9 protein-coding genes are annotated in these 13436 nt (G+C 48.2%); 5 read left to right on the top strand and 4 right to left on the bottom strand.

The window, feature by feature from the left end; translation table 11 throughout:
- Nucleotides 1-203: 203 nt before the first annotated feature.
- The 4 genes from aphA (at nucleotide 204) to AYY16_RS07590 (ending at nucleotide 4604) form a co-directional block, all read left to right on the top strand.
- Nucleotides 204-917 carry an acid phosphatase AphA gene (gene aphA, locus AYY16_RS07605; RefSeq protein ID WP_067364104.1) on the top strand — a complete coding sequence of 238 codons (714 nt, stop codon included), beginning with the start codon at nucleotides 204-206 and terminating at the stop codon, nucleotides 915-917.
- Nucleotides 918-1115: 198 nt separating this feature from the next.
- Complete coding sequence (gene ldtD / locus AYY16_RS07600) at nucleotides 1116-2870, top strand: L,D-transpeptidase (RefSeq protein ID WP_067364101.1); 1755 nt, start codon at nucleotides 1116-1118, stop codon at nucleotides 2868-2870.
- Nucleotides 2871-3369: 499 nt separating this feature from the next.
- Complete coding sequence (locus tag AYY16_RS07595) at nucleotides 3370-3918, top strand: YcbK family protein (RefSeq protein ID WP_067364098.1); 549 nt, start codon at nucleotides 3370-3372, stop codon at nucleotides 3916-3918.
- A 38-nt stretch (nucleotides 3919-3956) separates the two neighbouring features.
- Nucleotides 3957-4604 carry an MBL fold metallo-hydrolase gene (locus AYY16_RS07590; protein ID WP_067364096.1) on the top strand — a complete coding sequence of 216 codons (648 nt, stop codon included), beginning with the start codon at nucleotides 3957-3959 and terminating at the stop codon, nucleotides 4602-4604.
- 96 nt (nucleotides 4605-4700) lie between these two features.
- Here the strand turns inward: AYY16_RS07590 and AYY16_RS07585 are convergent, their stop codons facing one another.
- From AYY16_RS07585 to pncB, 4 genes are all read right to left on the bottom strand, one after another.
- Nucleotides 4701-5891: an amino acid aminotransferase gene (locus AYY16_RS07585; RefSeq protein WP_067364094.1), complete on the bottom strand. Its 1191-nt coding sequence runs from the start codon at nucleotides 5889-5891 to the stop codon at nucleotides 4701-4703.
- A 233-nt stretch (nucleotides 5892-6124) separates the two neighbouring features.
- Nucleotides 6125-7204 (bottom strand): porin, encoded by a 1080-nt coding sequence (locus tag AYY16_RS07580; protein WP_067364091.1) that lies wholly within the window; start codon nucleotides 7202-7204, stop codon nucleotides 6125-6127.
- Nucleotides 7205-7499: 295 nt separating this feature from the next.
- Nucleotides 7500-8900 (bottom strand): asparagine--tRNA ligase, encoded by a 1401-nt coding sequence (gene asnS / locus AYY16_RS07575; protein WP_067364086.1) that lies wholly within the window; start codon nucleotides 8898-8900, stop codon nucleotides 7500-7502.
- 225 nt (nucleotides 8901-9125) lie between these two features.
- On the bottom strand, nucleotides 9126-10340 hold the full coding sequence (gene pncB, locus AYY16_RS07570; protein ID WP_067364938.1) for a nicotinate phosphoribosyltransferase: 1215 nt from the start codon (nucleotides 10338-10340) through the stop codon (nucleotides 9126-9128).
- 270 nt (nucleotides 10341-10610) lie between these two features.
- Here pncB and pepN point away from each other — a divergent pair, with 270 nt between their 5' ends.
- Nucleotides 10611-13229, top strand: a complete 2619-nt coding sequence (gene pepN / locus AYY16_RS07565; protein ID WP_067364083.1) for an aminopeptidase N — start codon at nucleotides 10611-10613, stop codon at nucleotides 13227-13229.
- The last annotated feature ends 207 nt before the right edge of the window (nucleotides 13230-13436 follow it).

The following is a 13436-nucleotide window of genomic DNA, read 5'->3' as shown; positions in this document are numbered from 1 at the left end:
ACGCGTTAAAATTAATGCATAACTGAAATGCGGAGTAGTGCGGATTTTGATAAACAATGTTCTGAATTCAGAACAATCGCACTGCTGTAGCAGCGGCAAGGCTATGGGAATGTCTAAAGGTGTGATCTGAATAACGTTAATGTGAAACTGAAATGGTTAGATTTTCATTCCGCGTGATCGACACAGAAAATTAAGGAAACACAATGCGTAAACTGACTCTTACCCTGAGTGCGCTGGCACTTGCACTGAGCCTTAACGGCGTGGCTGATGCCAAAGTCTATATGCCGGAAAAAACCAGTGAAGGTGTGACCGTTGCACAACTGGCACAGCAACATGCCGTTCACTGGGTATCTGTGGCGCAGATTGAAGAGAGCCTGAAAGGTCAGCCATTGATGGCTGTCGGGTTTGATATTGATGATACCGTTCTGTTTTCCAGTCCGGGGTTTTACCGTGGTAAGCAGGATTATTCCCCGAACGATTTCAGTTACCTGAAAAACCCGGAATTCTGGGAAAAAATGAATAATGAGTGGGATAAATTCAGTATGCCGAAAAAATCCGGTACTGAATTGGTTCAGATGCACCTGAAACGCGGCGATACCGTGTATTTCATTACCGGACGCAGCAAAACCAAAACAGAAACGGTCACTAAATATGTGCAGGAAGGGCTGAATATCCCGGCGGATAAAATGAATCCGGTTATTTTTGCGGGCGACCAGGAAGGGCAGAATAACAAAGTCAGCTGGATGCGCGATCACAAACTGAAAATTTATTACGGCGATGCAGATGCGGATATCGCAGCAGCACATGAGCTGAATATTCGCGGCATCCGTGTACTTCGTGCGTCGAACTCATCTTATCAGCCGTTACCGAAAGCCGGTCAGTTCGGTGAAGAAGTGGTTATTAATTCCGAATACTAAGTAAACCAGGCAGTTAATTCATCTTTAAAAGGCGCTTTTGCGCCTTTTTGCTACGATTTTTTCGTTACCCTATTTCCAATTATTCTCTGACGGGTAAAATCATCTGTGAAGTAATTTAAACGATGTTTTTACTATACTGACTACAAGTATTAACAATTGGTCAGAATAACATAATAAAAAAAATGAGAGAGGGATGTTATGGTGAAGGGAGTTAAAAAAGCTGTTCCCATTTCCGCCATGATAGGAACACTGTTACTGACGCAGGTTTCGTGGGCAACAACCGCACCGGTAAACCATCAGGCAACCGCCGGGGCACAGAAAGTCGTACCGGAACCGGCAGTACAGACACAAACACTGCTGCCGGACTCTTCGCAGGCAGCGCAACCGCTGCTGACACCCACACCGGAAACCGGTATCACTGCATTACCGCTGAATGAGGTTTCTGACAAAATCCGCAGTGAAGTACCTGCGGCGACTAAACTGGTGTATAGCGATGCACTGGTGAAATTATATGCAGAGCATCAGTTACAACCACGCTGGACAGATGAGAAAGCGCGTCTGTCTCTGGAAAATCAACTGGCAGAGGCCGCGCTTGCTGGTTTTCAGCCGCAGTTTGCACTCTGGCTGACGGCACTGGCTCAGCCGGATCTGACTCCGCTGGCGCGTGATGTTATCTTAACGGATGCTGCACTCGGTTATCTTTATTATCTTGATAACGTGAAAGCAAAAGGGGACAAGTGGCTTTACGGCGCAAAGCCCTTTACCTTTTCTGAGGTCAGCGCCCCGGCACTTGCGCGGCTGAATACCGCCATGCATAACGGAACACTTGCTACCTTTACTGACGGATTGCTGCCGGTGAACTCAATGTACCCGGCAATGCGCAAAGCGATGCTGGCAGAGCTGGCTGATACCGCGGTATGGCCGGAAATGGTTATCGCGCGGACACTGCGTCCGGGTGAAAGCCATGAGTCCGTTATTGCGCTGCGGGAAATTTTGCACCGTTTTAAACTGATTTCTGCCAATGACATGATGAGTGCAAGTCCGGTGTATGACAAAACGCTGGTGGCGGCGGTTAAGCAGTTCCAGGCGCAACACGGACTGGAAGCGGATGGTGTTATCGGTAAGCAAACCCGTGAATGGCTGAATAAGACCCCGCAGATGCGCGCGGCGATTATGGCGGCAAATATTCAGCGTCTGCATATTGTGCCGGATAATGTTCCGACCGCTATTCTTGTTAATATCCCGGATTTCTCACTCTATTTTTATGTGGATAAAAACTTGATCCTGGAGTCCAGAACCATTGTCGGACGTGAGGCCCGTAAAACCCCTATTATGAGCAGCGCGCTTAATAATGTGGTGATTAACCCGCCGTGGACGGTTCCGCCGACCATGAGCCGTCAGGATATTGTGCCGCGCGGACGCGCTGACCCAAGCTATTTCAGCAGCCGGGGATATACTATCTATAACGGATGGAGCAATAACGCATCTGTTGTTGACCCCTATAGTATTAACTGGAGTGTTATTACCCCGTCAAACTTTCCGTACCGGATAACACAGGCGCCGGGACCGACGAACTCGTTAGGTCGGTATAAGTTTAATATGCCGAACTCAGAGGCGATTTATCTGCATGACACACCAAACCACTCACTGTTTAATAAAAACATGCGTGCTATCAGTTCCGGCTGTGTCAGGGTCAATAAAGCGAAGGACTTAGCGGCGATCCTGCTGGGTGATGCGGGGTGGAACACAACGCGTGTTGATGGCGCATTAAAAGCGGGCAGCACCCGTTATGTCTCTATCCCTGACCGTATACCGGTTTTCCTCTATTATCAGACTGCATGGGTGAATACGGATAATGTCCCGCAATATCGTGCGGATATTTACCGCTACGATGACGCGAGTCTGAACGGGCTTGATAAATTAGCGGATATCTCACCGTTCCTCATTAAATAATAATCAGAACAGGCCGCTTAATTATTATAAATAAGCGGCCTGTTCTTTATTATCAAAATAGTATTTTTCTGCGGATATTAATTAAACAAGAACGGATGTATGCACCGGGATAATTGACCAGCCAAAGCTATATTTATTAATTTTATTAATTAACGATGAATAATTAAATCAGCTACTGTTTTTGACTCTGTCAAAGGCGCACAGGACGAGACTTACAGATGATGTGCGTTGATGAGCAGCGGGTGTTCATAAAAATGTCGTTGATATTTACTTTCTGAGTAAAAAATTGTCTTTTTATTTGACTCTGAGGCAATGAATAGGTAAAAAATAGATGGTCAGTTTTGTTTATAGCTGTTTTTACTCTTTACGTGTTAATCCTGTAATTAATTGACGTAAATTTACAGAAATAGACAAAGCGGATCCGCTGCGGTCTGAATAGTGAATATTATTACTGTCGGCCATGTTAATGATCAAATTAGTCAAAGAGTGATTACCATCAATGGATACAATTAATAACGACCGCCGTAAATGGCTGGGATTTGGTGCGGCGGCGCTGGGACTGGCTTTATTGCCGGGGCATGCATTTGCTTCTTTAACCACACCGCGACCTAAAATTTTGCGTCTTGAGAACCTCAATACCGGCGAAACATTAAAAGCCGAGTTCTTTGACGGAAAACGTTATAACCGCTCTGAACTGGCCCGGCTGAATAAACTGTTCCGTGATCACCGCAGCAACAAAGTTAAAATGATTGACCCGCACCTGTTTGACCAGATGTACTTGTTACAGGTGATGATGAATACGGATAAACCTATTCAGTTAATTTCAGGTTACCGCTCTCTGGTGACCAATAATGAATTGCGCAGAACCACATCCGGTGTGGCGAAGAAAAGCTACCATACACGCGGGCAGGCGATGGATTTCCGTATCCCGGGAATTCAGTTAAGTCAGGTGCGCAAAGCCGCACTGAAAATGCGCGCCGGCGGTGTCGGTTATTACCCGAGCAGTAATTTCGTCCACATGGATACAGGACCGGTAAGAACGTGGTAATCTGCTGTAATTGTCAGATTTAACCGGAGTTTTGTGTCATGCAATATCAAATTATTCCTGTCACCGGCTTTATGCAAAATTGTACCCTGATTTGGTGCGATGAAACGAAAGCCGCTGCTATTGTCGACCCCGGCGGTGAAGCGCCGCGTCTTATCCGTGAAATTGAACAGCGCGGACTGAAATTAGAAAAAATCCTTCTTACTCATGGTCATTTTGATCACGTTGGCGCAACCGCTGATGTGGCAGAGCATTTTCATGTGCCGGTGATTGGTCCTCAGAAAGACGATGAATTCTGGATTGAAGGGCTTGTATCACAAAGCCAGATGTTTGGAGTAGAGCCATGCCGTGCATTTACGCCGGATCAATGGCTGGAAGAAGGGGATAAAGTCACTGTCGGTAATATTGAGCTTGATGTTCTGCACTGTCCCGGACATACCCCGGGGCACGTAGTTTTCGTGAATAAGCAGGACAAACTGATTTCGATGGGTGATGTTTTATTTAAAGGCGGCGTCGGGCGCAGTGATTTCCCTAAAGGTAATCATCAGGATCTCATCCGTTCAATTAAAGAAAAAATCTTACCGCTGGGTGATGATTATCGCTTTATACCCGGTCACGGACCGATGTCCACACTCGGTGATGAGCGCCGTACTAATCCGTTTTTACAAGATGAACAACCGGTCTGGTGATCGTTCAACTGAAATAGTCCAACCAGAAATAGCCGCAAATAAAAAAGCCTGACAGTGATTGTCAGGCTTTTTCTGTTTTAAAAGCAGCTAATCAGATTACAGTACCGCGACAATCGCTTCACACAGCGGAACCATATTTTCCAGTGTCAGACCGGCGACATTAATACGCCCTGAACTGACCGCATAGATAGCATACTCTGCACGCAGGCGCTCAACTTGTTCTTTAGTCAGCCCGCTGAAAGAGAACATGCCGTTTTGGCGGATGATAAAGCTGAAATCCTGTTTTGCCCCTTTTTCCTGGAGGGTATTCACAAAAAGCTGACGCATACGTTTGATGCGCTCACGCATCGTGGTCAGCTCCTGGATCCACTCTTCTTTCAGTTCCGGATCAGACAGGATAGTGGTGACAACCGCACCACCGTGAGACGGTGGGTTAGAGTAGTTGGTGCGGATAATCACTTTCACCTGACTGAAGGCGGTATCAGCAATGTCACCGCTTGTTGCCACCAGCGTGCAGGCACCGACACGCTCATTATACATGCCGAAGTTTTTAGAATAAGAACTGGCAACCAGCATTTCCGGATGTGATTTGGCAAAAATACGCAGCCCCTGTGCATCTTCATCCAGACCGGCAGCAAAACCCTGATACGCAAAATCAAAGACCGGTAATAAGCCTTTTTCTTTTACGATGACAGATAATTGCGCCCATTGTTCAGTAGTCGGGTCAATACCGGTCGGGTTATGACAGCACCCGTGCAGTAAAATAACATCACCGGGCTGTGCAGTCTCAAGGCTTGCCAGCATGCCGTCGAAATTGAGGGAATGATTTTCGGCGTCATAGTAATTGTAAGTGCAGATCTCCAGCCCGGCGTTTGCAAAAATACCGTTGTGGTTAGGCCAGGTCGGGTTGCTTATCCAGACACGTTTGGCACTGGTTTGTTTGGCAATAAAATCAGCCGCAATACGCAGTGCTCCGGTACCACCGGGCGCCTGTGCAGTACGGGCGCGTTTGCTGGTCACGATTTCACTGTCAGCACCGAACAGTAATGCCTGAGTCACTGTGCCGAACGCCGGGATACCTGTGATTGGCAGATAATTTTTGGTGGTTTCATTTTCCAGCAAATACTTTTCTGCTTTTTTTACACAGTTCAGTACCGGTGTTTTGCCGGTTTCATCTTTATAAACACCAATACCCAGGTTAATTTTATTTTCACGGGGGTCCTGGCGGAAAGTATCAGCCAGACCTAAGATCGGGTCGGCAGGCGCGGCAGTAATATTCTCAAACATAGTTGTTGATCCCAATAGTGTCTGATAAGTGCGGATAAGCGGAATTACACAAGGATCTCAGGTTAACCCGCTGTAAATCATTTGCCAACTGTTTACAGAGAAAAGACGGAAATCTTGTGAAGTGGGTGACGTCCTGTTGAGGTTAGCATGAAAATGCATCACAAAACGGGTTATACAGATAACAAAAAACCCATGGCAGAGCCATGGGTTTCACTATTCAACGTAAAGCTAAATTAGAACTGGTAAACCAGACCTAAACCAACAACGTTATCGTCGTTGACGCCAGCTTTGTTGTCGCTGTCCAGCAGGTTGATTTTATAGTCAACAACTGCAGACATGTTTTTGTTGAAGTAGTAGTAAGCACCTAAATCAACATATTTAACCAGGTCAGAATTGTATGCACCATTATTCAGGTCATAACCTTTAGACTGGTTATAGCCAATGGATGGACGCAGACCGAAGTCGAACTGGTACTGTGCTACTAATTCGATGTTTTTGGTTTTGTTAGCGATTTGTGAGCCGCTGTCAAAAGTAGTCATGTTACGGGTTTCACCGTACATAGCTGCCAGGTATACGTTGTTAGCGTCGTATTTAGCACCGAAATCCCATGCTTCAGCACGCTTACCATCAGCGCCGCCGATACCAGCCTGCTGTGCGATAGTACGTGCTGAATTAGCATACGCACCACCAACGCTTACGCCCCAGCCGAGGTCATAAGTAGTGGAGAAACCATAACCGTCGCCGTTAGCTTTTGCGTTGTTACGCGGAGCGATAGAATTGTCGTCGTTAGCGCCCTGGTATTGCAGTGCAAAGTTCAGGCCGTCAACGTAACCGAACATGTCGCTGTTGCGATAAGTCAGAACGTCAGCAGTACGGCTGGTCATGTAGATGTCTTTCTGTGCCATGGTGTCGCCACCGAACAGAGGCATAACATCGGTCCATGCGTTGACGTCGTAGATTACGCCGTAGTTACGGCCGTAGTCGATTGAACCAAACTCAGCAAATTTGAAACCAGCGTAAGCTAAACGAACTTCGTTTTTGTTGTCGCCTTCGGTGCTGTTGGTTTTGATTTCGTTTTCAAAACGACCGAAACCAGTCAGTTGGTCAGTGATCTGAGTTTCACCTTTGATACCAAAACGAACGCGTGAGTTATCACCATCTTCGCCGCTGTCTTTATCAGCGAACATGTGACGAACGTCAACTTTACCGTACAGATCTACTTTGTTGCCGTCTTTGTTGTAGATTTCAGCAGCGTTTGCTGCACCAGCTACTAACAGAGCCGGGATAACCACTGCAAGAATATTGCGTTTCATTATTATTACCCTCATTGGTGTTATTCGGACACCTGCCACTGCCATAAATAGTTCGAAAAAAAAATTGGAACTAATTGTGAGAGTTTAGTGTCGTCTGTGTCGGCGACCAGTGTTCCATTGGTAAAATATTTTATCTACCCTGAAAGTGCTACAAAAACGAAGAATCTGTAACAAATGGCAATAATATGTGTCAAAATGTAAATTATAGAGAGCTTTTTGAGCAGTTAATTTGTCGTGCATAAAAAAAAGCCGGCTTAATGGCCGGCTTTTTAAGTTCAATATTTTTGATGAACAATCAGAATGTCGCGCTGCGGGGGGTACGTGGGAACGGGATGGTCTCACGAATATTTGAGACGCCCGTCACATATGAAACCAGACGTTCAAAACCCAGCCCGAAACCGGCGTGTGGCACAGTACCGTAGCGACGCAGATCACGGTACCACCAGTAATCTTCTTTATTCATACCGAGTTCGTCAAAGCGGGCATCGAGTCTGTCCAGACGCTCTTCACGCTGGGAGCCACCGATAATCTCACCGATACCCGGCGCCAGGACATCCATTGCCGCCACGGTTTTGCCATCTTCGTTTTCACGCATATAGAAGGCTTTGATGGCTTTCGGGTAGTTTTTCACGACCACAGGGGCTTTGAAATGCTCTTCCGCCAGGTAGCGCTCGTGCTCAGAGGACATATCCACGCCCCAGAACACGTCGTTTTCAAAGGTCTTGCCGCAATTTTCCAGGATTTTAATCGCATCGGTATAATCAACCTGCGCAAAATCAGACGTGACAAAACGTTCCAGACGCTCGATTGCTTCTTTATTAATACGCTCAGCAAAGAACTCGAGGTCATCACGGCGCTCTTCAAGCACCGCTTTGAAGACATATTTGAGCATGGCTTCAGCCAGGCCCGCGACATCATCCAGATTGGCAAACGCCACTTCCGGCTCTACCATCCAGAATTCCGCGAGGTGGCGGCTGGTATTGGAGTTTTCTGCACGGAATGTCGGGCCGAAGGTGTAAATTTTGCTCAGCGCAGACGCGTAAGCTTCACCGTTCAGCTGACCGGATACCGTCAGAAATGCTTCCTGTCCGAAGAAATCTTCGCTGAAGTCCACTTCGCCTTTATCATTACGCGGCAGGTTGTGGAAATCCAGGGTGGAGACGCGGAACATCTCACCGGCACCTTCGGTGTCAGAGGTGGTGATAAGCGGGGTGGACACCCAGAAGAAACCCTGCTCGTCGAAGAAGCGGTGTAATGCCTGGGATAAAGTATGACGGACGCGGGTAACTGCGCCGATCAGGTTGGTACGCGGGCGCAGGTGAGCCACTTCACGCAGGTATTCGACAGAGTGGCGTTTTGCCGCCATCGGATAGGTATCCGGGTCATCCACCAGACCGACAACGCGGACATTCGTGGCATGAATTTCAAAACTCTGACCCTGACCCGGTGATGCAACCACTTTACCGGTGACTTCAACAGAACAGCCTGCGGTTAAATGCAGCACGTCATCATTATAATTAGGTAAATTACTTTCGATGACAGCCTGTACCGGATTAAAGCAGGAACCGTCGTAGACGGCGAGGAATGAGATCCCGGCTTTTGAATCTCTCCTTGTACGAACCCAACCCTGTACTGTGACTTCGCTGTCAACAGGTACACGGCCTTGCAGTACGTCGACCACAGGCGCTATGCTCATAGTTGAAACTCTCTCTTCTTATATATAGGTCTGTTACACGCGTTACCCGCCATTGCGTGATGCCGGGTAACAGATAATCATCAGTTTGCCGCGAAAAGGGCAATCTCACTATGTTACTTGCTCACTGTCAGGAAACAAGCAGAAATTCGGGGTTAACTGCCCGAAAAACAGAAAAAACAGGCGGCTTTTTCTGTCTTCAGGCGTCAATGATAAAAACGGGGGGGATCAGCAGGCGCGCTGAACGTGCGGAATATCAAAAGCGCGGCGCAGGCGGTCGACGAATTCATCATCTTCACAAATGGTTTTGCCGGGGCTGTCTGACAGCTTGGCGACCGGTTTTCCGTTACATTCCACCAGCTTGATAACAATATTCAGCGGCTCAACATCCGGAATATTACAGGTCAGGCGCGTGCCGATACCAAAGACCAGATTTATTCTGTCATGGAAGTGGGCATAGAGCGCGAGTGCTTTGCGAAAATCCAGGCTGTCGGAAAATACCAGGGTTTTGCTCATCGGGTCGATATTGAGTTTTTCATAATGGGCGATGGCTTTTTCACCCCATTCAACCGGGTCCCCGGAATCATGGCGTAATCCCTGATAGGCATGTGCAAACGGCGCATCAAAATCACGCAGGAATGCATCCATAGTGATGCAGTCAGTTAATGCCACGCCGAGCTGTGAGGGATATTCATCAAGCCAGGTCTGAAGGGCGGCGCGCTGGCTGTTTGCCAGATCCGGGCTTATCTGCTGATGCGCCTGGAACCATTCATGGGCTTGTGTGCCGACCGGCTCCAGATCCAGTTTTTGTGCCAGCAGGTAGTTACTGGTGCCGACCAGGTACGGAAAATTCTGTTTCAGTTCACTGACAATCGCCATCTGAACATCATAAGAGAAGCGGCGGCGTGTGCCGAAATCCATCAGTTTAAACTGACTGAGATCCAGATTGGCCTGTTCAGCATCCAGGTAAAACCGGGTAACCAGTTTGCGCAGGCGGAGAACGGCATCTTCTGTTGTGACCTGCGGGGATTGATGACGATGAACCAGCTCGCTTATCAGCGCGAGAAGCGGTACTTCCCACAGAATAACGTCCACCCACGGCCCGCTGATGCGGATAGCCAGTTGTCCGTTGCTGTCGCTGCGGATAGTGACCTGCGAGGGATCAAAACGGAACTGTCGGAACCAGGCGAGATAATCCGCTGTAAAAAACGGCAGCCCGCACAGGTAGTGATATTCGTCATCACTGACTGATAACTCAGCCATCATTGATACCTGGGCGCGCAACTGGTCTGCGTACTGACCCAGGCGTTTACTGCTCCGGCAGCGGAACTCCGCAACAACAGGGATTGTGCGGTAATGATGGAACACCGCCTGCTGCATGTGCAATTTATATGCATCTGTATCCAGCAGGGATGTGATAATCGGGGTTGCTTCTGAATTCATGGCGCTTTCAGCATCCTCACGGAGCAATCAACCTAAACAGGTTATAGCTTACTATTATCCGGGTATAGTAACACGTTCTTTTCCCGGTGCGTGATGATCAGCGCTGTTATCACATTATTTGTTAACATTTCATTCATAATAATTACGAATGGCACAGCCTGAAAATAAGGATTTATCACAGACTGATAAAATTTCTTTTACCGCAGAGCTTGAATTGTGAGAGCCTAAGTGGCAGCGTAATTGTTATATAAAACTAATGAAGAGAATCCAATGACACAACAGCGGCAGGCGAAGTATCGCCGGGACTATCAGGCACCTGACTATACGATTACTCATATTGATCTTGATTTTGCACTCGACCCGCAAACAACGGTGGTGACCACCACCAGCCGGGTAAAACGCCTGAATGACAGTGCAGACACGCTGGTGCTTGCCGGCGAAGGGCTGGTACTGAAACAACTGACAATTGATGGTCAGGCGTGGTCCGCGTATCGCGAAGAAGGCGGCTCACTTCATATTGATAATGTACCTGAGCAGTTCACGTTGCAGATTGTAAATGAAATCAGCCCGGCGCAGAACACCGCACTTGAGGGGCTGTATGTCTCCGGTGATGCACTCTGTACACAATGCGAAGCCGAAGGCTTCCGCCATATTACCTGGTATCTGGATCGCCCCGATGTGCTGGCGCGTTATACCACCCGGATCATCGCAGAAAAAGCCCGTTATCCGTTCCTGTTATCAAACGGTAACCGTGTCGGTTCCGGTGATGCCGGCGATAAACACTGGGTAAAATGGGAAGATCCGTTCCCGAAACCAAGTTATTTATTTGCATTGGTCGCCGGTGACTTTGATGTGCTGCGCGATACCTTTATTACCCGCAGCGGACGTGATGTGGCGCTTGAACTGTTTGTGGACAAGGGCAATCTTGACCGCGCAGGCTGGGCGATGACCTCCCTGAAAAATGCCATGAAATGGGATGAAGAGCGTTTCGGTTTCGAATATGATCTTGATATTTATATGATTGTGGCAGTTGATTTCTTTAACATGGGTGCTATGGAGAACAAAGGACTGAATGTCTTTAACTCCAAATATGTGCTGGCGAAGAATGAAACAGCAACAGATAAAGATTATCTGGGTATTGAATCTGTTATCGGTCATGAGTATTTCCATAACTGGACAGGCAACCGTATCACCTGCCGCGACTGGTTCCAGCTCAGCCTGAAAGAGGGTTTGACCGTTTTCCGTGACCAGGAATTCAGTTCTGATCTCGGATCACGCCCGGTTAACCGGATCAACAATGTCCGTGTTATGCGCGCAGCGCAGTTTGCCGAAGATGCCGGTCCGATGGCGCACCCGATCCGTCCGGATAAAGTCATTGAAATGAACAATTTCTATACCCTGACTGTGTATGAAAAGGGCTCAGAAGTGATCCGTATGATCCACACTCTGCTGGGTGAAGAGCTGTTTCAGGCGGGGATACAACTGTATGTACACCGTCATGACGGCAGCGCCGCGACCTGTGATGATTTTGTGCAGGCAATGGAAGATGCTTCCAATGTGGATCTCACTCTGTTCCGCCGCTGGTACAGCCAGTCCGGTACGCCGGTGGTGACTATCCGTGACAGCTATGATGCCGCGACAAAACAGTATCAGCTGCATGTGACACAAATGACCCCGCCGACGCCGGATCAGCAGGATAAACAGCCGCTGCATATTCCGTTTGATGTGGAACTGTATGACAGCAACGGAAATATTATTCCTCTGCGTTATAAAGGAGAGGCTGTTCACTCTGTGCTGAACATCACCCGCGAAGAGCAGACATTCACATTTGATGACGTCAGTGAAAAGCCGGTACCGTCTCTGTTCCGTGAATTCTCAGCCCCGGTTAAAGTCGATTATCCGTACACCGATGCACAACTGGCATTTCTGATGCAGCATGCGCGCAATGAATTTTCCCGCTGGGATGCCGCGCAATCATTGCTGGCGCTGCATATAAAAGAAAATGTCCGCCGTTATCAGGATGGGGAAGCATTACAGTTCGGGGATACGGTAGTTGATGCATTCCGCGCTGTGCTGCTTGATGAGCACATTGACCCGGCTCTTGCCGCGCAGATTATGACGCTGCCGTCAGAAACGGAAGTGGCAGAGTGGTTCCCGGTAATTGATCCTGATGCCGTCAATGCTGTAATGACCTTTATTACGCAGACATTTGCCCGCGAACTGTCGGATGAACTCTATGCTGTGTATATCAGCATGAAGACCGGCGCATATCGTATTGATCATGCTGATATTGCAAAACGTGACCTGCGCAATGTCTGCCTGGGTTATCTGGCACTGGATGAAGACAGCGCGCAGGCGGATAAACGCATCTCCCTGCAATATGCACAGGCGGATAATATGACCGATTCGCTGGCGGCCCTGTCGGCGGCAGTGAAAGCAGGTCTGGCGTGCCGTGACACTCTGCTGGCAGATTATGATAACAAGTGGCATCAGGATGGTCTGGTGATGGATAAGTGGTTTATTTTACAGGCCACCCGTCCGGATGCGGATGTTCTTGATAATGTGAAAGCCTTGCTGGATCACCGCTCATTTACTATGGCAAACCCGAACCGCGTACGTTCGCTGGTGGGTGCATTTGTGATGAATAATCCGAAAGCGTTCCATGACAAATCCGGGAAGGGATATCAGTTCCTTGCAGAGATCCTCTGTGACCTGAACACCCGCAATCCGCAGGTTGCATCACGCCTGATCGAGCCGCTGATCCGCCTGAAACGCTATGATGACAGCCGTCAGAGCAAAATGCGTGATGCGCTGCTGCGTCTCAAAGGGCTGGACAATCTCTCCGGTGATCTGTTTGAGAAAATCACCAAAGCACTGGATGAGAACTGATTTGTGAGTCTTCTCCGGGGGGATTTTTTACCCCGGGGAAGATCCTGATGACGGGCAAAATAAAAAGACGCTGTAAATATGTCCCTATACGCTCAGGCGCGTCATCCATGACGCGCATGCTTTTTATTTCGCTGCCCGTTATCCGGATTATCACGTTGGCATAGTTACAGACAAAGCACCTCTCCGGAGGTGTTTTTTTTATACGCA

This window comes from Morganella psychrotolerans, assembly GCF_001676155.1.
GTDB classification, from domain to species: Bacteria; Pseudomonadota; Gammaproteobacteria; order Enterobacterales; family Enterobacteriaceae; genus Morganella; species Morganella psychrotolerans.
The sequence above is the reverse complement of the archived record's forward strand: the minus strand, read 5'-3'. Positions and strand labels throughout refer to the sequence as shown.